The following is a 19,026-nucleotide window of genomic DNA, read 5'->3' on the forward strand; positions in this document are numbered from 1 at the left end:
CTTCTGGCGAGGGAGGCGCGGCATGCGCATCGGATGGGCGGTTGCAGCGGTGGTCCTGGCGCTTTCCGGCTGCGGAGCGCCCGAGGCGCCGCCGGTCCTGATCGAAGCCTCGCAGGTCCAGCCCCTGCTGCAGTTCTCGGACGAGCTGAACGGGCAGCGGGTCGCGGTCGACGGCTACGTCCACATCAACGACGGGCCTGAGGGCAGCGGGGGCGCGGCGATGCTCTACACCCTGACCAGCCGGCCGCGGGGACAGGGCGACGACCTGATCCTGTTCGCGGCGGAGATCGGGACGGGGCCGAACCAGATCGATCTGCCCGTCCTCGGCCGCGAGGGCATCCCCGGGTTTCCGGCCGCGGGCGAGATACTGACGGTGGATGTGACGAACGCGCGCTTCCGGGATTTGGCGGGGGCGGCGCATTCGATCCGCGACAAGGTGCGGGTCACGGGCCGGGTCGCCTCCGGCGCCGCAACGGCGGACGACCGCTCGCCGACCGGGCGGCGATTCCGGCCGCGCCTGACCGAGGTGACGTTCGAAGCCGCGCCCTAGATCACGGACTAGCGCAGCGTCTCCCACGCCAGCGCATGCACCTTGTCCCTGCCGAGGGCGGCGGCGAGGGGCGGCTCGGCGAACAGCCCCGCGATGGCCGGGTCTCTCACATCCAGTCCGCCGGTGAAGGCGCCGAAGGCGGGGAGCACCGCGCGGCGGCCGTCGGTGACGAAGGCGGGACGGCGGACGCCGCGGCCGTGGGCGGCGACGCGGGCGGCGGGGTGGAGGTGGCCGGCGATCTCGCCGGGCTGATCGCCGGGCTGCGGTTCGTGGATCAGGCGCAGGGCGCCGAGGGCGAGGGTCTCGATGACCTCGCCGGGGAGCTGGTCGAGGGCGCCGGCGAGGGCGCGGATGTCGTGGTTGCCTTCCAGCCAGATCCAGTCGCGGCCGGCGGCGAGGCGGTGCAGGCGGGCCGCGTCGTCGGGGGCCATGCGGGCGATGGATTTGGAGTCGTGGAAGCTGTCGCCGAGGAGGACGACGGTCGCCGGCTGGAGGGCGTCGATCTCGGCTTCCAGCCGGTCGAGGGTGGCGCGGCTGTCGTAGGGGGGCAGCATCTGGCCGCGGGCGGCGAAGGCGGAGCCCTTCTCGAGGTGCAGGTCGGCGGCGATCAGGGTGCGGTGCTCGAGCACCCACAGGGCGCCGGAGCAGCGCAGCACGCAGGGCTCGCCCTCGATGGAGACGCGCAGGCCGCCGCTGGGGCAGCGGGCGGGGGACAGGGCCTGACGCAGGGCGGCGTTCATTGGGCCGCTCCGGCGAGGGCGGCGGGCGCGTCACCCATGACCTCGGCGATCAGGTCGGCCTCGTCGAATCCGTAGGCGCTGGCGTCGAGGATCATCTCGGCCGCCTGGCCGCCGCCGACGCGCTCGCGGCCGATCTGGACCAGCACGGGGACGCAGAAGGGCGAGGGGCGCTCCAGATGGACGTGGCGGATCTGGCCGTGGATGCGCTGCAGCAGCTGGCCGAGACGGGCGACGTCGAGCAGGCCGGCGGCCGCGTCGGCGCGCGCGGTCTTGAGCAGCAGATGATCGGGCTGATGGCGGCGGAGCACGTCGTAGATCAGGTCGGTCGAGAAGGTCACCTGCCGGCCGGTCTTCTCGTTGCCCGGCTGGCGTTTCTCGATCAAGCCGGAGATCAGGGCGCAATTGCGGAAGCTGCGCTTCATCATGAAGCTCTCCTCCAGCCAGGATTCGAGGTCGTCGCCCAGCATGTCGGGCTCGAACAGGGCGTCGAGGTCGAGGCCGTCCATCGGCTTGATCGACCAGATGGCCAGCGAATAGTCGGTGCAGACGAAGCCGAGCGGACCGACGCCGAGCCGGTCGAGCCGGCGGGTCAGCAGCATGCACAGCGTCCCGTGGGCCAGCCCGCCGGCGAAGGGGTAGGCGACGAGGAAGTGGCGGCTGCCGCGCGGGAAGGTCTCGACCAGCATGGCAGCCGCAGTCGGGATGGCGGATTTTTCCGCCTGCAGCTCCAGCCACTCCTGCACGTCGGGGGGCAGGACGCGCCAGTGGTCGCGATCCTCGATCATGGCGCGGACGCGGTCGGCCAGCGAGCGCGACATGGGGAATTTCGAGCCGCCCCAGGAGGGGATCTTCGGATCGCTGTGCTGGGCGGGGGTGACCAGGGCGTCCATGCCGGCGATGGCCTGGAAGGCCCAGACCTGGCCGGCGAAGACGAAGGTGTCGCCGGGGACCATCGGCTCGAAATAGCTCTCCTCGGCCTCGCCGACCTTGCGGCCGCCGATCAGGCGCTGGCCCCGGCGCGAGGCGATGCGGACATTCAGGGTGGCGGCGGTGACGATAGCGCCGACGTTCATGCGGTGGCGCTGGGCCGTCTGGGCGTTGCGCACCTTCCAGCGGCCCTGGCGGTCACGGACGATGCGGGCGAAGCGCTCGTAGGTGCGCAGCGCATAGCCGCCGGTGGCGACCAGATCGACCACCTCCTCGAACTGTTCGTACGTCAGGCCGCGGTAGGGACCGCAGGCGGTGATCTCGGCGTAGAGGTCCTCCATGGTGAAGGGCTCGGAACAGGCCACGCCCATGATGTGCTGGGCCAGGGTGTCGAGGGTGCCGGTGTGGACCGGCTCCCAGTCGAAGGCGTTCTCGGCCACCGCCTCGCGGGCGGCCTGGCACTCCAGCATCTCGAAGCGGCTGGCGGGGACCATCAGGGCGCGGGACGGCTCGTCGAGCCGGTGGTTGGCGCGGCCGATGCGCTGCACGAGGCGGCTGGCGCCCTTGGGGGCGGCGAGCTGGATGACGAGGTCGACGTCGCCCCAGTCGATGCCGAGGTCGAGCGTCGAGGTGCAGACCACGGCGCGCAGGTCGCCCCGCGCCATGGCCGCTTCGACCTTGCGGCGCTGTTCGGCGGCGAGGGAGCCGTGATGGAGGCCGATAGCGAGGTTGTCGTCGTTGATGGCCCACAGCTGCTGGAAGACGAACTCGGCCTGCCAGCGGGTGTTGACGAAGATCAGGCTCATGCCCGAGCGGCGCAGGGCGTCGTAGACCTCGGGGATGGCGTGCTGGCCGGTGTGGCCCGCCCACGGGACGTGGCCTTCGGAGATCAGGACATCGACGACGGGCGGGGCGCCGGGGTCGCCGCGGACGATGGTGACCGGGCTTGAGGCCGGGCACCCCTCCACCGCTTCGCGGTCCCCCTCCCCATCGCTGCGCGACAGGGAGGAGACGCCGGACACATCCGTCTCCTCCCCATGCAATGGGGAGGGGGACCCCGAAGGGGTGGAGGGGTCCGACGCGCTCACAATCCCGGGCCTCAGCCAGTCCGCGATCATGTCCGGGTCGTCGACAGTGGCCGACAGGGCCACGCGGCGCATCTGCGGCGCATATTTCTGCAGCCGGCCCAGACCGAGGCTGAGCAGGTCCCCCCGCTTGCCGCTCCAGATGGCGTGGACCTCGTCGAGGACGACGCATTTCAGGTCGGCGAAATAGCTCCGCGCGCCGTCCCAGGCGCAGAACAGGGCGAGCTGTTCGGGGGTGGTGAGGAGGATGTCGGGCGGGAAGTCGCGCTGGCGCTGGCGTTTGGACTGTTTGGTGTCGCCGGTGCGGCTTTCGACGTGGATGTTGAGGCCGATCTCGCGGATCGGGGTCATCAGGTTGCGCTCGACGTCGGTGGTCAGGGCCTTGAGCGGCGACAGGTAGAGGGTGTGGACGCCGGAGCCGGGGCCGGTCTCCGGCCTGGGGCCGCGCTCGGCGAGGTCGATAAGCGAGGGCAGGAAGCCGGCCAGGGTCTTGCCGCCGCCGGTCGGGGCGACGAGCAGGGCGTGGGAACCGGCCTCGGCGGCCGAGATCATCTCCAGCTGGTGACGGCGCGGAGCCCAGCCCCGGCTGGCGAACCAGTCGGCGAAGAGGGGCGGAAGCGTTGCGGGAGCGGGCGGCGGCGTCACAGCGCGCCTATAGCATGTTCCCCTTCCGTTTCACCTCCCGAGGTGTGCTGGTCCGCGTCCGGCGCGGCCGGTATGGTCCCGGCCGGAGGTGAGCGATGAACCCGACCGTGCAGGCCTTCTTCGACGACGCCACCAACACGGTGACCTATCTGGTCAGCGATCCGGCGACGCGGGCGGCGGCGATCATCGATCCGGTGCTGGACTATGACGCCGGGAGCGGGCGAGCCACGACGGAGTCCGCCGACGCCGTGCTGGCCGAGGCGCGGGCGCGGGGGCTGGAGGTGGTCTGGCTGCTGGAGACCCACGCCCACGCCGATCACCTGTCGGCGGGAAATTACCTGCGCGAGCTGACCGGAGCGCCGATCGGCGTCGGCGACCGGATTGTCGAGACCCAGAAGACGTTCGCCGAACGGTTCGGGATGGCGACGCCGCCGCTCACGGTGTTCGATCAGCTGTTCGAAGACGGCGACCGGTTCCGGCTGGGCGAGCTGGAGGTGGAGGTGCTGCACACGCCGGGCCACACCCCGGCCTGCGTCAGCTACAGGATCGGCGACGCGGTATTCGTCGGCGACACCCTGTTCATGCCGGACTTCGGCACGGCGCGGGCGGACTTTCCGGGCGGGGACGCGACGACGCTGTACCGCTCGATCCAGCGGCTGTTGAGCCTGCCGCCGGAGACGCGGGTGTTCGTCGGTCACGACTATCTGCCGAAGGATGGACGGGGGGACTTCTGCTGGGAGACGACCGTGGCGGCGGAGCGGGAGGGGAATGTCCATGTCGGCGGCGGGGCGACGGAGGCGGCGTTCGTGGCCATGCGGCAGGCCCGCGACGCGACGCTGCCGCCGCCGAAGCTGCTGGAGCCGGCGCTGAGAGCGAACATCCGGGCGGGGGCGATGAACTGACGTCGCAAGGTGTCAGCCGCCCGGCCGCGCGCCCTCGCATTCGCCGTCAGCCCACCGACCGCCGGCATCCAGACAATCATCCCGGGCGACGAAATCGCTCCGCGCAATGAGCCAGACGGCCATAACCACGCCGAGAATGACGAGACCGATCAGTCCGCCCGTTCGCTTCATGCCGCCGCGCTCCACGGCGACAGCACCCGGCAACCGCTGGGTTCGAAATGCCGGACATTGCGGGTCACCACCGTCAGCCCATGGACGTGGGCCGTAGCGGCGATCAGTTCGTCGGCCATTTCCGAGGCCCGGCCCGCCGCGCGATTGGCTTCGGCCAGCGCCGCCCAGCGTTCGGTGACCTCCAGGTCGACGGGCAGGATGCGGTCTCCGTATTGCAGCAGCAGATCGGCAAGCCAGAAGTCGAGATCATCCCGCCGCCGGCCGGGTTCGAGCCGCACGATCCCACGTCGCAACTCGCCTACGGTGAGGACGCTCAGATGCAGGTCGGATAGCAGCTGATCGCCCAGCCAGCCCATGACGCCGGCGTCCGGGCGGGACCGCTTCGGCTCGCTGATCACATTGGTATCCAGCAGAAACATCAGAACGGATCGATTTCTCTCGCGGGACGCCGGTCGCGCTCCAGATCGACACCTTCAAGCGACGGCCCCCGGAGAAGCCACTCGCGGAAATCCCGGGACGCCCGGGAATCCTTCAGACGCCGGAAGTCCTCGGCCGACAGAACCACCGCCGCCGCTTCGCCGTGAAGGGAGATTTCCTGCGGTCCCTCGGTTCGCGAGCGCCGGATCACCTCCGAAAGGTTGTCCCTGGCCTTGGCAACGCTCCAGCTCATGATCGGTGACCTTTATGGCTATCAGTAATGGCTATATCTCCAGCAGCGGCGCGCGTCAAGGAATGTTCCCGTTCCGTTTCCGCCCCGGAACCGCTATCTACAACCCGTGTCCACCACCACCCTCCCCTCCTCCGCAGGCCTGACCGGGGCCGAGCCGTGGCTGGCGCTGCCGGCGGCGCTGGCCGTGCCGCCGGGAGCGGGCGCGATCTGCGATGACGAGGGTCCGAGGAAGATCGGGCGGGGGGCGGCCGAGGGGGCGTTCACGACCGGGCCGGTGCTGGTCGCGCATGCGTCGCTGACGGCGCGGCGGCTGGGGCTGGCGCCGCCGCCGCGGTCGAACGATCTGCTGGATGTGCTGGAGCTGTTCGCCTTCGTGCGGCCGGCGCGGTTCTGCGCGCCGTCGCCGAGCGGGCTGGCGCTGGCCATGGGACAGAGCGAGCCGAAGGGGGCCGAGGCGCAGGCGGAGGCGTTGCGCAAGGCGGCGGACGGGCTGCTGCGGGAACTGGCGGACCCGGGCTATCCGCACCGGGAGGACGCCTTCACCCTGGCCGAGACGCTCGGGCGCGCGGGCTGGGCGTGGGGCTGGCGGGTGCTGGGGGCGCTGCAGCATCAGCCGGTGCGGGAGCGGCAGCATCGCGGCTCCGGACTGGACGCTTGGTCGCGTCTGCCGGAGTGGGAGGAAGAGGCGCCGCGGGGCGAGGCGGGGTCGGCCCCCGTGGATTCCGAGAGCGCGCGCATCCGGCTGGAGAAACTGTTGCAGGCGTCCGGGCTGGACGAGACGCGGCCGACGCAGAGCGACTACGCCGCCGAGGCCGCCTTCGCCTTTTCGCCGCGCAACGAGGAGGGGCGGCCGCGGGTGCTGCTGGCCGAGGCGGGCACCGGAACGGGCAAGACGCTGGGCTATCTGGCGCCGGCGTCGCTATGGGCCGAGCGCAATGCGGGGGCGGCGTGGGTGTCGACCTACACCCGGGCCCTGCAGCGGCAGATCGACCGCGAGAGCGCGGCGCTGTGGCCCGATCCGGTCGAGCGCAAACGCAAGACGGTCGTGCGCAAGGGGCGGGAGAACTACCTGTGCCTGCTGAACCTGCAGGACATGGTGCAGGCGGCGCAGCTGGGGAACGGCGACCTGGTCGGCATGGCCCTGGCCAGCCGCTGGGCGATGCACACGCGCGACGGCGACATGACCGGCGGCGACTATCCCGGCTGGCTGCCCGGGCTGTTCGCGGTGGGGTCGAGCCAGCAGGCCAGCGCGGCCAATCTGGTGGACCGGCGCGGCGAATGCGTCCACGCCGCCTGCCCGCACTACCGCACCTGTTTCGTCGAGAAGACCATCCGGGCCAGCCGCCGGGCCGATCTGGTGGTGGCCAACCATGCGCTGGTGATGACCCAGGCGGCCTTCGACGGGGCGCGGTCGGCGCGCGGGCTGAAGCAGGACGGCGAGACGGCGGCGCTGAAGCGGATCGTCTTCGACGAGGGCCACCATCTGTTCGACGCGGCGGACAGCGCCTTCTCGGCCTGTCTGTCGGGACAGGAGGCGGCGGAGCTGCGGCGCTGGATCCGGGGGCCGGAGGGACGCGGGCGGCGCGGGCGCGGGCTGGAGCAGCGACTGGGCGACCTGTGCGCCGACAACGAGGCGGCGACAAAGGCGCTGCAGGACGCGGTGCGGGCGGCGGCCCAGCTGCCGGGCGAAGGGGTGTCGGGGCGGATCGCACCGGCCTCGGGCGAGGTCAATCCGGTGGGGCCGATCGAGCGATTCCTGCTGGCGGGGCTGGAGCAGCTGCGGGCGCGGACATCGGAGAACGCCTCCGGGTCGGGCGTCGAGTTCGGCATGGAGTGCGCCCTCAGGCCGGTGACCGATCCGGTGCTGGAGACGGCGCGGGAGGCGGCCCAGGCGCTGGCCGCGGTCGAGGCGCCGCTGCTGGCGCTGGCGCGGCATCTGGAGGACATCCTCGACGACGAGGCGGCGGAGCTGGACGGGTCGCAGCGGTCGCGGATCGAGGGGGCGCTGCGCGGGCTGGACCGGCGGGCGCGGATGACCCTGCCCGGCTGGCGATCGATGCTGGCGGCGCTGGAGGTTTCGTCGGACGAGCCGGACCCGGACTTCGTCGACTGGCTGTCGGCCGAGGCGGCGTTCGGGCGGATCATGGACGTGGCGCTGCGGCGCCACTGGATCGATCCGACGGTGCCGCTGGAGGCGGCGGTGATCATGCCGGCGCACGGCGTGCTGGTGACCAGCGCGACCCTGTCCGATCCGAACAGCGACGACCCGTTCGACATGGCCCGGCTGAGGACCGGCTCGGCGCGGCTGATCGAGCCGGCGCGGACGCTGAAGGTCGAGAGCCCGTTCGACTATGCGGCCAATGCGCGGGTCATCGTGGTCAACGATCTGGTCAAGGACGATGCGCGCCAGACGGCGGCGGCGATGCGCGAGCTGTTCCTGGCGGCGGGCGGCGGCGGGCTGGGGCTGTTCACGGCCATCCGGCGGCTGAAGGCGGTCTATGAGCGGCTGGGCCCTGATTTGGCGAAGGCGGGAATTCCGCTCTACGCCCAGCACGTCGATCCGCTGGAGGTCGGGGCGCTGGTCGATGTGTTCCGGGCCGAGCAGGACTCTTGTCTGCTGGGCACCGATGCGGTGCGCGACGGCGTCGACGTGCCGGGACGGAGCTTGCGCATCCTGGCCTTCGACCGCGTGCCGTGGCCGCGGCCGGACCTGCTGCACAAGGCGCGGCGGGCGCGGTTCGGCGGCGAGGGCGCGGGCGGCCGCAATTTCGACGACGCGCTGGCGCGGGCGCGGATGGCGCAGGCGTTCGGGCGGCTGATCCGGCGGGCCGACGACAAGGGGGTGTTCGTGATGCTGGATGCGGCGGCGCCGACCCGGCTGTTCGCCAGCCTGCCGCCGGGGACCGAGGTGCAGCGGATGGGGCTGGCCGAGGCCGTGGAACTGGTGCGCGAGTTTCTGGGCTGAGGCGTCAGGCCTCGAAGGTGATCTCGACGCTGTCGGCGCTCCTGCGGCCCTCGCCGTGATAGACCGCCTCGACGTTGTTGCCGTCGGGATCGAGCATGAAGGCGGCGTAGTAGCCGGGGTGGTAGGGCCGTTCGCCCGGGGCGCCGTTGTCGACGCCGCCGGCCCGCAGACCCGCCTTGTGCCAAGCGTCGACCGTGGCGCGGTCGCGAGCCTGGAAGGCGAGGTGATGGCGGCCGGTCAGCTTGCCCACCGCCGCCTCGCTGTCGGCGGTGGAAATGAACAGCTCGTCGATCCAGAAATAGTCGTCGCCCTCGCCGCCGAGGGGGAGTTGGAGCACCTCGAACAGGGCGGTGTAGAACGTGCGGCTGGCCTGAAGGTCGCGGACCACCAGCTGGATGTGGTCGATCAGGCGGCCGCGGTGCAGGCGTTGGGCTTCCATGCGGGCTCTCCCGTGCGCAGGACTCGAACGAACCGGTTGCGCAGGCGTTCCGGGCGGGCGATCGGCTTGACGCGGCCGGCCTTCGCCGCTTCACAGCCTCAGGCCAACTCTCCGGAGCCTCGATGACCTCTCCCCGCCACTCCCGACGCGGCCTCCTGATCCCGTTCCTGATCGTTGGCCTTGCGCTGGCGCTGTGGACCGGATGGTGGTTCTACCTGGCGGATCAGGTCGAGACCCGGATCGCGGCGCAGGAGCAGGTCCTGCGGGACGACGGCTGGCGCATCGCCCATCAGCCAGTGTCCGTCGGGGGCTGGCCTTTCCGCACCCGGGTCGCCTTCCCGCAGGCGGAGATCATCGCGCCGTCCGGACACGGGGTGTCGGCGCCGGAGCTGGTCGCCGAGGCCAATGCCTGGAACCCGGGCCACTGGGTGGTGATCGCCGCCGACGGCCTGACCCTGACCCGCGCCGGCAAGGGCCGGATCGACATCGGCGGCGATGGGGCGCGGATGAGCGTCAACCGGCTGCGCGACCGGTTTCCCGACCTGAGGGCCGAGCTGATCCGGCCGACCTTCACCCCGCGCGAGGGGGCCGAGCCCTTCCCGATCGCCTCGGCCGAGCATGTCCAGTTCGAGATGCGGCCGCACCTGACGGATGGCGTCGCCGCGACCGACGAGCTGGACGTGCTGTTCGCCCTGATCGAGGCGCGCGGGCGGCCCGGCGGTCCGGTCGAGGGGGCGGCCCGGTCCGGCCATCTGAGCGTGGAGATCGAGGCGACCATCGAGCAGGCCAGCCGGCTGCGCGGCGTCGACAGCGCGGGGGTGTTCTCCAACTGGAGCGCCGCGGGCGGACGGTTCACCGCCGTGCGCGGACGGCTGAGGGCGGGCGAGAGCAGCGCGCGCCTCTCCAGCGAGGCCCTGTCGGCGCGCGAGGACGGCCGGCTGGAGGGCCGGCTCGCCCTGACCGCCGAGCGGCCGGGCGAGGCCATGGCCGGGCTGGCGGGCTCGCGCTCGGGGGCGGTCAACCGGGTCGCCGCCGCCGGGGCCGCCGCCGCCGCGCGGGCCCAGGGCGACCGGCCGATGGATCTGGTGCTGCGCTTCAGCGACGGCCGCACCTGGCTGGGGCCCTTCGCCCTGGCGCCGGCGCCGAAGCTGTTCTGATGCTGGTCGAGCCCCCCGAGGACCCGGCCCGGCTGGCGCAGGACCGGGCGCTGATCAAGGCCGTCAGGACCCGGATGGCGGGCGGACGCCGCGCCACGCCGGATGCGGAGGCGATCGCCCTGCGGGCGCTGCTGAAGGGCCTGTCGCCGGCCGAGACCGCCGCGGTCCGTTCGGTGCTGGGGCGGATCGACGTGGCCCAGGGCGCGCCGCTGATCGTCTGGGGCCCCGCCAGCCAGGTGCTGGCCGCGGACCGGTACGGGCTGGTGGCCCGGATGGCGGCGAAGCCGGAGGCCGGGCTGGCGGCGGCGCGGGAGGGGGCGCGGGCGCTGATGGACCTGACCGCGGCCTCCGCCTGGTGGGGACGGCTGCTGGCCGAGCCGGAGCTGCGGGTGACGGCCGCCCTGCCCGACCACGGCGCCGGCCAGCCGCGGGCCCTGCTGGTCGAGCGCGCGACGTCCGGGCCGACCGGGGACGACCGGACCTTCTGGGTCACCGACGCGGCGCTGGCGCCGGGGAAGATCGTCGCGGCCCTGGGCGCGGCCGGGCTGGCGGCGAGTCCGCTGATCGAGGCGGGCGGGTTGAAGCTGTTCGCCCTGGCGGGCTATGTGCAGGCCCGGGACGGGCGGCTGGACGACGCCCCCGGCTCGCTGAAGGGCGTCATCGGCGCCGCGCCCGTATTCTGATCTCGAGGATATCCATGACCGACGCCCCCGCGCCCAAGCCCGGCATCCTCGATATCGCGCCCTACGTCGGCGGCAAGTCGCGCATCGAGGGCGTGGCCGAGCCGATGAAGCTGTCGTCGAACGAGAACATGCTGGGCGCCGGTCCGAAAGCGCGCGAGGCGTTCGAGGCGGCGGTGCGCAACATCCACATTTACCCGGACGGGCGGGCGAGCAAGCTGCGCCAGGCGGTGGCCGACCACCACGGGCTGGAGCCGGAGCGGCTGATCTTCGGCAACGGCTCGGACGAGGTCTTCGCCCTGCTGAACCAGACCTATCTGACCCCGGGCGACAACATCGTCACCGGCCAGTACGGCTTCCTCGCCTACCGCATCTCGGCCCGGGCCAACCAGGCCGAGGTCAGGCTGGCCCCGGAGCCGCAGTTCAAGGCGACGCCGGAGGCGCTGCTGGAGCAGGTCGATGAGCGCACCCGGATCGTCTATGTGTCGAGCCCGTCGAACCCGACCGGCAGCTACAACACCGGCGAGGAAATCCGCCGGCTGCACGAGGGGCTGCGCCCGGACATCCTGCTGGTGATCGACGAGGCCTACGCCGAATATGTCGCGGAGCCGGACTGGGAGACCAGCCTGGGGCTCGCGCGCGACAGCCAGAACATCGTGGTCACCCGCACCTTCTCGAAGATCCACGGCCTGGGCGGGCTGCGCATCGGCTTCGGCTATGCGCCGTTGAAGGTGGCCGAGGCGGTCGACCGCATCCGCCTGCCGTTCAACGTCTCCGTGCCGGCCATCGAGGCGGCGGTGGCGGCGCTGGGCGACGAGGCGCACCAGCAGGCCTCGCGGGAGCTGATCCACACCTGGCGGCCGCGCCTGACCCAGGCCATCCGCGGCTTCGGCTTCGAGGTCCTGCCCAGCGCCGGCAATTTCGTGCTGGTGCGGTTCCGCGACGCGGAGCAGGCGCAGGGCGCCAACGACTATCTGAACTCGAAGGGCGTGATCGTGCGGCCGGTCGGCGGCTACGGCCTGCCGGAATGCCTGCGCATCACCATCGGCACCGAGGACCAGAACCGCGCGGTGCTGGACGCCCTGAGCGAGTTCGCCGCGACCTGAGCCGCCTCAGCCGGACTGGCAGTTGGTCTGGCCGCAGGTGACGTAGCACTGGGTCCAGGCCGGTCCGCCGCCGGGGTGCTGGTAGAAGCAACGGTACTGGCATTCCAGGTAGCAGAGGTCGCTCCGCTGGAGCGGCCCGCCGGGACCCTGGGCCGCGGAAGCCGTCGCCATGGCGGCGGCGGCGAGTGTGACGCTGAACAGCTTGCGCATTCGAAAACCCTCCATGCCTGGCTGTAAGCCAAGCTTCGGCCAACGGGTTCCCGGACAAAGGTGGTTAACTCACTCGCGGCGGAAAATCCGGCTGGCCAGCAGGCCGGTGAAGGCCGCCAGGATCACGCACAGCACGCCGTAGCTCCACGGGCGGTTGTGGGCGAACTCGAAGATGTCGCGCTCGATGCCGACCTTTTCGACGGTCAGGGTGAGGTTGGAGACCGAGACCGGCTCACCGTCCTGGAACAGCCAGACCTCGGCGAAATACTGGCCCGTGGGAGCGACCGCGGGCAGGTCGATCTCGGCCCGGAACAGGCCGCGGTCGACGAACTCGACGCCGTCGGAGTCGGTGTCGTAGAGGGCGGCCGCCTCGCGCAGCCGGATGACGGCGCGGCGCCAGTCGAGATAGTCCTCGCCCAGCCGGCTGACGACGACGTCCCGCACCCCGTAGCGGGTCACGGTGCGGCTTTCCTGCGGCGCGTTGATGCGCAGGTGATCGACGCCGACGCCCAACCGCCGCAGCTGGCCGAAGTCCGCGATGTCCCCCAGCGGACGGGTCGAGGCGGTCATGTAGAAGCCGGGAGCGCCCTCGAACAGCACCGGCCGGCTGTTCAGCCAGACGCCCATGTTGCGGGTCTTCTTGACCAGGCGGACGGGACTGTCGGGTCCGCGCACGACGACCACGACGTCGGTGGGGGCGTCGGTGGGATTGAACACGGCGCCGTACAGCACGATGGAGGCGCCGCGGAAGCTCGAGTCGACCCGTACGCGGGCGTCGGTCATGGCGGCGGCGACGCGCACCTGTTCGGTGGTCGCGGTCGAGCGTTCCGGCGCCGGGGCCTCGATCGGCGGCGGCGGCGGCGGCAGGGCGGCGATCATTCCGCCACCCCCGGCGCGAAGGCGAACAGGTCGGACGGCCGCACGAACAGCTCAAGCCCCATCTGGATGCCGACCAGCAGGACGATGAGACCAAGCACGGCGCGGAGCTCCTCGGCCCGGAAGCGGCCGGACCAGCGGGCGCCGTACTGGGCGCCGACGACGCCGCCGAGCAGCAGGATGGTCGACAGGACGATGTCGACGGTCTGGTTGCGTCCCGACTGCAGTATGGTGGTGATGGCGGTGGTGATGATGATCTGGAACAGGCTGGTGCCGACCACCACGCTGGCCCGCATGCGCAGCACATAGAGCATGGCGGGGACGAGGATGAAGCCGCCGCCGACGCCCATGATCGCCGACAGCACCCCCGCGAACGTCCCGAGCGCGAAGGGCGGAATGGCGCTGATGTAGAGCCCCGAGCGCGGGAATTTCATCCTCAGCGGCAGGCCGTACAGCCACAGCGGACGGCGGCGGTCCTTGTGCGGTGTGATCTCGCCCCGGACCCGGCGCAGGATCTGGCCGAGGCTCTCGTAGAGCATCAGGGTGCCGATGACGCCGAGGAAGACGAGGTAGGACAGGGCGACGGCGAGGTCGGCCTGGCCGAGCAGGCGCAGGTAGCGGAACAGTTCGACGCCGAGCAGCGCCCCGAGCACGCCGCCGAGCGCCATGACCCCGCCGATGCGGTAGTCGACGGCCTTCTGGCGGGTGTAGCTGATCACGCCGGAGGTGGAGGAGGCCACGACGTGGCTGGCCTGGCTGGCCACCGCGACCGCGGGCGGAATGCCGAGGAAGATCAGGATCGGGGCCATCAGGAAGCCGCCGCCGATGCCGAACAGTCCGGACACGAATCCGACCGTCGCTCCCAGCAGGACCAGGAGCGGCCAGTTCACCGAAACCTCGGCGATCGGCAGATAGATATCCAAAGGACGCGCCTTCGGCTGGAACTGAGGCTAGGCGCCGGAAAGGCGACGGTGAGAGTGTCCTAGACGCAAGCCGCGGCCACCGCCACCGCATGCGCCAGAAAGGCTAGCCTCGCGCCTCAGGCGAGCGGCTCGACCTGGAAAGCGTCGGCCGCCGCCCGGGCGGAGCCGCGCTCCGAGGCCGGCAGGCCGCCGCGCAGCCGCTCGACCGCCGCCTGGGCGTCGCCGTCGCCGGCGCGCGCCGCGATCAGGTACCATTTGTAGGCCTCGGCCGCGTCGCGCGCGATGCCCTCGTCGCCGCTCTCGTACAGCTTGGCGACGTTGAACTGGCTGTCGACCAGGCCGCGCTCGGCCGCCTTGCGCAGCCAGGTCAGGGCCTCGGCCCGATCCTGCGGTCCGCCGACGCCGTCGAACAGATACATGCCGTAGGCGTGCATGCCGCGCGCGTCGCCGGCGTCTGCGGCCCGGCGCGCCCAGGCGCGGGCGGCGGCCGGATCGGCGGTCAGTCCCGCCGAGCCTTCCTGGTAGAGGCCGGCCAGATGCAGCTGGGCCTGGGCGCTGCCGAGGTCGGCCGCCTGCCTGAGCACCTCGAGGCCCGTCGCGTCGCTGGCGTCGATCAGTTCGATTGCCTGGCCGTACAGCTGGGCCGCGCGCTCCGGATCGGCCGGAACCGCGTCCATCGGCGTCGTCGCCAGGGCCGCGATCGGCTGGGCCGCGGCGCCCGACGCGGGGCCGCCCAGACCCGGAATGTCGAGGCCCGGAATCTTCACGCCGGCGCCGGTCAGTTCGCCGAAGGCGGCGGCTCCCCCGGCCGTCAGCAGGACCGCCACGGCGGAGGCGCCGAGCGCCTTGCGCACGGTGTCGCCGCCCTTGGAGGCCTGTTTGTCGAGACGTTCCTGCAGCTTCGACTTGCCGCCGCGCTTGAGGCCGAAGCCCGAACGGGTCGGGGCTTCCTCGGGCGCGGCCATGGCGGCGCGGGCGGCGTCGATGGCCTGGCGGGTCGAGGAGGCCCGGCCCTGGGCGGCGGCGGCGCGCAACGCCCGCGGATCGACGAAATCGGTCTCCGCGGCGAACTCGTCCGGACCGGCGTCGAACGCCTCGGGCGCCGTCGCGGCCAGGGCATCCGACACGTCGGCGCCGCCAAAGCCCTGGCCGAAGGAGGCCGGGGCGGCGGGCGCGGGCTGCGGCGCCAAGGCCTGCGGCTGAACCGGCTGGGCCGCCGCTGGAGCGGCCTGGGCCTGCGGCGCGAGGCCGGCGGCCTCGGTCACCGGCGGCTCCGGCGCACGGCTGCCGAAGGGCGCGGACGGAGCGGGTTCGGCGATCGGGCCGCGCATGACGGCGTCGAAGACGGTGTCGGCGGTCAGCACTTCGCCGCCGGCGCGGCCTGTGCGTCCGGCGTCGGGTTCGGGCGGGGCGAGATCGGCGGACCAGGCCTGCTGCTCGGCGAAGACGGGATCGTCATAGCCGGCGTCGGCGAACGGAGCGTCGGGGAAGGCGGCGTCGGGGAAGGCCGCGTCAGGGAAGGCCGCGGCGCGCCAGTCGGGCTGGGCGAGGTCGGCGCTCGCCTCGGGGGCCGGTTCGGCGCGACGGCCGATGTTCTGGCGGGCTTCGGCGATCAGGGCGGCGGTGCGCTCCTCCGACAGGCGCATGCGCTCGGCCAGTTCGCCCGAGGCGCGGTCGTAGTGCTGCTCGATCCGGCTGGAGCTGTCGACGAGGCGGCGGCCGATGTCTTCCAGCGCCTGCTGCGAGCGGCGCTCGGACTGGGCGATGCGCTCGCTGAGCCGGTCGGAGATGCGGGTGATCTCGCCGCCCAGCTTCTCGAGCGCGAGGGCATGCCGGTCGTCGGCGGCGACGAGGCGCTGCTCCAGCCCCTGGGCGAAGCGGCCCATGTCGGTCTCGACCTTGCGGGTCAGGGTCTCGCCGAGCTTCTCGAGACGGGCCGGGCCCTCGGTCTCGATCTGGGCGACGCGGCCGTTGAGGTTCTGGGCGATGCGCAGGACCTCGCGGCCCATGGCCTCGACGGCGCGGGCGGAGCGTTCCTCCGAGGCCTTGACCTGGTCGCCGATGGCGAGAACGGCGCGCTCGATGCGGTCCATCCGGCCTTCGGTCTCGGCCGTGTCCATCCGGCGCATCATCTCGGCGCGATTGGCCTCGACCTGGCGGCTGAGGGTCTCGGCCAGCTTCTCGAACCGCGCCGCCTCGCGCACGCTCTCGGGCTCGACCCGGGATTCCGCGGCGCGCAGCCGCTGGTCGAGATCGGCGAAGGAGCGTTCGAGACCGCGCAGCGCCTCGGTGGTGCGGCCCTGCGCCTGGTCGAGCCTCTGACCCACCTGGGCCAGCAGGTCGGCCCCGGCGCCGGGACCGGCGATCTTCTCGACCGCGTCCATGCGCTGGCGCAGTTCGTTGACGCTGCCGCGCTGGCGCTCCTCGATGTCGTAGAGGCGGCCGGCGAGCGCGCCGAGCGTGGTCTCGACCTTGCCGAAGGTCTCGGCCGTCTTCGGGCCGACCTCCTGCTCGAATTTGCGCAGGCGGCGATGGCCCTCGCGCAGCTCCTCGGAGATGTCGTCGATGCGGCGGCCGTATGAGCGGCCCGCCTCGTCCTGGCCGTCGAGGCGGCGGACGAGGCCGGAGACGGCCTGGTCGACCCCCTGGATGGCGACGGTCGAGCGGCGCTCGGCGGCCTCGAGGCGGCCGGCGATGGCGTCGATCGAGGCGCTCAGCCGCTGCCACGGCTCGTCGCCGCCGCCGCCGCCGTAGGCGTCATCGACGCGGCGGCTGCGCGAGCGGCGGTCGAAGCTTTCGGCGGCATGGGCCCGGCGCGACAGGGGCACCACGCCCTCCTCGTCGTCGCCGTCCTCCATGATCATGGTGTTCAGCCACTCGCCCAGCGTCATGCCGGAGCGGCGGGCGAGGTCCTTGGCGATCTCGCGCGCCCGGGGCTCGATGCCCTTTACGCTCCACGGCGCGGCTGCGCTCACTGATTCGCCTCCCGACCTTTGACTCAAGGCTACTCATCCAGATCAGGGGTGTAAACGCGCGTTAACCCCAAGATGTAGGGGCCGACCATCTTCCTGTGGAAAGCCCGAACACCGGCGCAGACTGTCGGGCCGGAGCCGTTAACACCTCGTGAAGATTAACGGCTCGGAAAGGAGTTGGGCGCTTGCGCGGGAGGGCCTGCCGGGCCACTTGGCGCGAATGAGTCTGACCGTCACCCTCGCCCTGCTCGCCGCGGTTCTCGCCCTGGCGGTCTTCGCCGGCTGGCGCGGCAGCCGGCCGTCGCAGCCGCACCGGGGCGTCCGCATGGTCCCGTGGCGCTTCATCATGATCCTGGCCGCGGCCGCGGGCTTCCTGCTGATCGTCCACCTCGCCGCCCTGCTCGGCCTGCCGCAGCGGCCGGCGGTCTAGGGAACCGCGCCGGCCGGCGAGCCTTTCCTGATCGACCCCGCAATGATCAGGAGACGCCGCCATGGCCGACAAGACTCTGACCGCCGCCGAAGCCGAAGAGGCTTTCTGGGACAGCCTGAAAAAGTCCAACACCGGCATGCTGGGCCTCGACCAGCCCGGCTACCACGCCCAGCCGATGACGGCCTTCCGGGACGAGGAGAGCGGGACGATCTGGTTCTTCACCCGCGACGACACCGATCTGGCGAAGGATGCGGCCGTCGGGTCCGGGCAGAGCGCCATGTTCCACTACGGCTCGAAGGACCAGAAGGTCTGGGCCTGCATCGCCGGCGAGCTGTCGGTGCACGGGCACGATCGCGAGATCATCGACCGCTACTGGAACCCGGTGCTGGCGGCCTGGTATCCGGACGGCAAGGACGACCCCAGGCTGACCATCCTTCGCTTCGACGCGGGGGACGGCCGGATCTGGGTCAGCGATGGCGGCCTCATGAAGTTCGCCTTCGAGATCGCCAAGGCCAACGCCACCAAGACCCTGCCGGATGCGGGCGGGGTGGCGGATGTGAATCTGCAGTAGGGACCAGGCAGCAGGCAACAGGCAACAGGCAGCAGGAAGAGCGAGTTCGGCGGCCACGGGCAGCCCCTGCTGCCTGCTGCCTACCCCGCGAAACACCAGGCCAGCACCGCCTTCTGGGCGTGGATGCGGTTTTCGGCCTCGTCCCAGACGAGGGAGCGGGGGCCGTCGATGACGGCGTCGGTGACTTCCTCGCCGCGGTGGGCGGGGAGGCAGTGCAGGAAGACGGCGTCGGAGGCGGCGACGTCCATCAGGCCCTCGTCGACGCCGTAGCCCTCGAAGGCCTCCAGCCGCTCCTCGTAGTCCTGGTCACCCATCGACACCCAGGTGTCGGTGACCACGACGTCGGCGCCGGCCACGGCCTCGCGCGGGTCGCCGGTCAGGCTGACGTGGTCGCCGCCGCGGGCGAGGTCGTGCAGGTCGGGATGGTAGTCGGCCGGGCAGGCGACGTTGAGGTGGAAGCCGAACTTCGGCGCCGCGTGCATGAAGCTGTGGCAGACGTTGTTGCCGTCGCCGACCCAGGCGATCGTCTTGCCGGCGACCGGGCCGCGATGCTCCTCGATGGTCAGCAGGTCGGCGAGGATCTGGCACGGGTGCGACCGGTCGGTCAGGCCGTTGATCACCGGCACCGTCGAGACGCGGGCGAAGCGCTCGACGTCCTCGTGGTCGTTGGCGCGGATCATCACGGCGTCGACCATGCGCGACAGGACGCGGGCGGTGTCCTCGACCGGCTCGCCGCGGCCCAGCTGCATGTCGCCGGCGTTGGCGATGATCGAGGCCCCGCCGAGCTGGCGGATGGCGGCGTCGAAGCTGAAGCGGGTGCGGGTCGAGTTCTTCTCGAACACCATGGCCAGGACGCGGTCCTTCGCCGGGGCGTCGGCGTCGGGGCGGCCCTGCGGCCAGCCCTTGCGGGCCTGTTTGCGGGCGTGGGCGTCGTCGAGGATGGCGCGCAGCTCGGCCGCTTCGAGACGATGGATGTCGAGGAACTGGCGGACCATCGGCCCCTCCGG

At 72.0% G+C, this 19,026-nt stretch carries 19 protein-coding genes; 8 read left to right on the plus strand and 11 right to left on the minus strand.

Translation table 11 applies throughout. From position 1 onward, the window contains the following. The first annotated feature begins 22 nt into the window (after window positions 1-22). Window positions 23-550 carry a hypothetical protein gene (locus tag VEA98_RS08295; RefSeq protein WP_324812858.1) on the plus strand — a complete coding sequence of 176 codons (528 nt, stop codon included), beginning with the start codon at window positions 23-25 and terminating at the stop codon, window positions 548-550. Window positions 551-558: 8 nt separating this feature from the next. Here VEA98_RS08295 and pdeM read toward each other — a convergent pair whose 3' ends face one another. Continuing rightward, entirely contained in the window at window positions 559-1,290 is a 732-nt protein-coding gene (gene pdeM / locus VEA98_RS08300; protein ID WP_324812860.1) for a ligase-associated DNA damage response endonuclease PdeM, read from the minus strand. After that, a complete protein-coding gene (locus tag VEA98_RS08305; protein WP_414642169.1) occupies window positions 1,287-3,854 on the minus strand; it encodes a ligase-associated DNA damage response DEXH box helicase in 2,568 nt (855 codons plus the stop codon). The genes pdeM and VEA98_RS08305 overlap by 4 nt, the downstream gene beginning before the upstream one ends. Before the next feature lie 188 nt (window positions 3,855-4,042). On the opposite strand from VEA98_RS08305, the gene VEA98_RS08310 reads away from it, so the two are divergent. Then, window positions 4,043-4,849: an MBL fold metallo-hydrolase gene (locus tag VEA98_RS08310; protein ID WP_324812865.1), complete on the plus strand. Its 807-nt coding sequence runs from the start codon at window positions 4,043-4,045 to the stop codon at window positions 4,847-4,849. Window positions 4,850-4,861: 12 nt separating this feature from the next. On the opposite strand, the gene VEA98_RS08315 is transcribed toward VEA98_RS08310, so the two are convergent. Genes VEA98_RS08315 through VEA98_RS08325 form a run of 3 tightly spaced genes read right to left on the minus strand, consistent with a single transcriptional unit; the run spans window position 4,862 to window position 5,690 of the window. Next, window positions 4,862-5,020 carry a hypothetical protein gene (locus VEA98_RS08315; RefSeq protein WP_324812869.1) on the minus strand — a complete coding sequence of 53 codons (159 nt, stop codon included), beginning with the start codon at window positions 5,018-5,020 and terminating at the stop codon, window positions 4,862-4,864. Next, window positions 5,017-5,439: a type II toxin-antitoxin system VapC family toxin gene (locus VEA98_RS08320; protein WP_324812871.1), complete on the minus strand. Its 423-nt coding sequence runs from the start codon at window positions 5,437-5,439 to the stop codon at window positions 5,017-5,019. The genes VEA98_RS08315 and VEA98_RS08320 overlap by 4 nt, the downstream gene beginning before the upstream one ends. Beyond that, window positions 5,439-5,690, minus strand: a complete 252-nt coding sequence (locus VEA98_RS08325; protein WP_324812874.1) for a type II toxin-antitoxin system Phd/YefM family antitoxin — start codon at window positions 5,688-5,690, stop codon at window positions 5,439-5,441. The genes VEA98_RS08320 and VEA98_RS08325 overlap by 1 nt, the downstream gene beginning before the upstream one ends. A gap of 106 nt (window positions 5,691-5,796) precedes the next feature. On the opposite strand from VEA98_RS08325, the gene VEA98_RS08330 reads away from it, so the two are divergent. Next, the gene (locus VEA98_RS08330) at window positions 5,797-8,655 is read left to right on the plus strand and encodes an ATP-dependent DNA helicase (RefSeq protein WP_324812877.1); all 2,859 of its coding nucleotides are present in this window, start codon (window positions 5,797-5,799) and stop codon (window positions 8,653-8,655) included. A gap of 4 nt (window positions 8,656-8,659) precedes the next feature. On the opposite strand, the gene VEA98_RS08335 is transcribed toward VEA98_RS08330, so the two are convergent. Then, window positions 8,660-9,094: a VOC family protein gene (locus VEA98_RS08335; RefSeq protein WP_324812880.1), complete on the minus strand. Its 435-nt coding sequence runs from the start codon at window positions 9,092-9,094 to the stop codon at window positions 8,660-8,662. A gap of 122 nt (window positions 9,095-9,216) precedes the next feature. Here VEA98_RS08335 and VEA98_RS08340 point away from each other — a divergent pair, with 122 nt between their 5' ends. Genes VEA98_RS08340 through hisC form a run of 3 tightly spaced genes read left to right on the plus strand, consistent with a single transcriptional unit; the run spans window position 9,217 to window position 12,037 of the window. Continuing rightward, a complete protein-coding gene (locus tag VEA98_RS08340) occupies window positions 9,217-10,251 on the plus strand; it encodes a DUF2125 domain-containing protein (protein WP_324812884.1) in 1,035 nt (344 codons plus the stop codon). Next, window positions 10,251-10,934, plus strand: a complete 684-nt coding sequence (locus VEA98_RS08345; protein ID WP_324812887.1) for a hypothetical protein — start codon at window positions 10,251-10,253, stop codon at window positions 10,932-10,934. The genes VEA98_RS08340 and VEA98_RS08345 overlap by 1 nt, the downstream gene beginning before the upstream one ends. Window positions 10,935-10,948: 14 nt before the next feature. Continuing rightward, a complete protein-coding gene (gene hisC, locus VEA98_RS08350; RefSeq protein ID WP_324812890.1) occupies window positions 10,949-12,037 on the plus strand; it encodes a histidinol-phosphate transaminase in 1,089 nt (362 codons plus the stop codon). A gap of 6 nt (window positions 12,038-12,043) precedes the next feature. Here hisC and VEA98_RS08355 read toward each other — a convergent pair whose 3' ends face one another. The 4 genes from VEA98_RS08355 to VEA98_RS08370 all read right to left on the minus strand — a co-directional run bounded on the left by VEA98_RS08355 (window position 12,044) and on the right by VEA98_RS08370 (window position 17,021). After that, the gene (locus VEA98_RS08355; RefSeq protein WP_324812893.1) at window positions 12,044-12,247 is read right to left on the minus strand and encodes a hypothetical protein; all 204 of its coding nucleotides are present in this window, start codon (window positions 12,245-12,247) and stop codon (window positions 12,044-12,046) included. Window positions 12,248-12,316: 69 nt separating this feature from the next. Further along, the gene (locus tag VEA98_RS08360) at window positions 12,317-13,126 is read right to left on the minus strand and encodes a TIGR02186 family protein (protein ID WP_324812894.1); all 810 of its coding nucleotides are present in this window, start codon (window positions 13,124-13,126) and stop codon (window positions 12,317-12,319) included. Beyond that, on the minus strand, window positions 13,123-14,046 hold the full coding sequence (locus VEA98_RS08365; protein ID WP_324812898.1) for a sulfite exporter TauE/SafE family protein: 924 nt from the start codon (window positions 14,044-14,046) through the stop codon (window positions 13,123-13,125). The genes VEA98_RS08360 and VEA98_RS08365 overlap by 4 nt, the downstream gene beginning before the upstream one ends. A 116-nt stretch (window positions 14,047-14,162) precedes the next feature. Continuing rightward, on the minus strand, window positions 14,163-17,021 hold the full coding sequence (locus VEA98_RS08370) for a hypothetical protein (RefSeq protein WP_324812900.1): 2,859 nt from the start codon (window positions 17,019-17,021) through the stop codon (window positions 14,163-14,165). A 217-nt stretch (window positions 17,022-17,238) separates the two neighbouring features. On the opposite strand from VEA98_RS08370, the gene VEA98_RS08375 reads away from it, so the two are divergent. Both VEA98_RS08375 and VEA98_RS08380 read left to right on the plus strand, forming a co-directional pair. After that, window positions 17,239-17,448, plus strand: coding sequence for a hypothetical protein (locus VEA98_RS08375; protein WP_324812903.1), 210 nt, complete (start codon window positions 17,239-17,241; stop codon window positions 17,446-17,448). 61 nt (window positions 17,449-17,509) lie between these two features. Further along, the gene (locus tag VEA98_RS08380) at window positions 17,510-18,019 is read left to right on the plus strand and encodes a pyridoxamine 5'-phosphate oxidase family protein (RefSeq protein ID WP_324812906.1); all 510 of its coding nucleotides are present in this window, start codon (window positions 17,510-17,512) and stop codon (window positions 18,017-18,019) included. An 80-nt stretch (window positions 18,020-18,099) separates the two neighbouring features. On the opposite strand, the gene argF is transcribed toward VEA98_RS08380, so the two are convergent. Next, a complete protein-coding gene (argF, locus tag VEA98_RS08385; protein ID WP_324812909.1) occupies window positions 18,100-19,014 on the minus strand; it encodes an ornithine carbamoyltransferase in 915 nt (304 codons plus the stop codon). Between the last annotated feature and the right edge of the window lie 12 nt (window positions 19,015-19,026).

The organism is Brevundimonas sp., from assembly GCF_035627055.1.
GTDB lineage: Bacteria > Pseudomonadota > Alphaproteobacteria > Caulobacterales > Caulobacteraceae > Brevundimonas.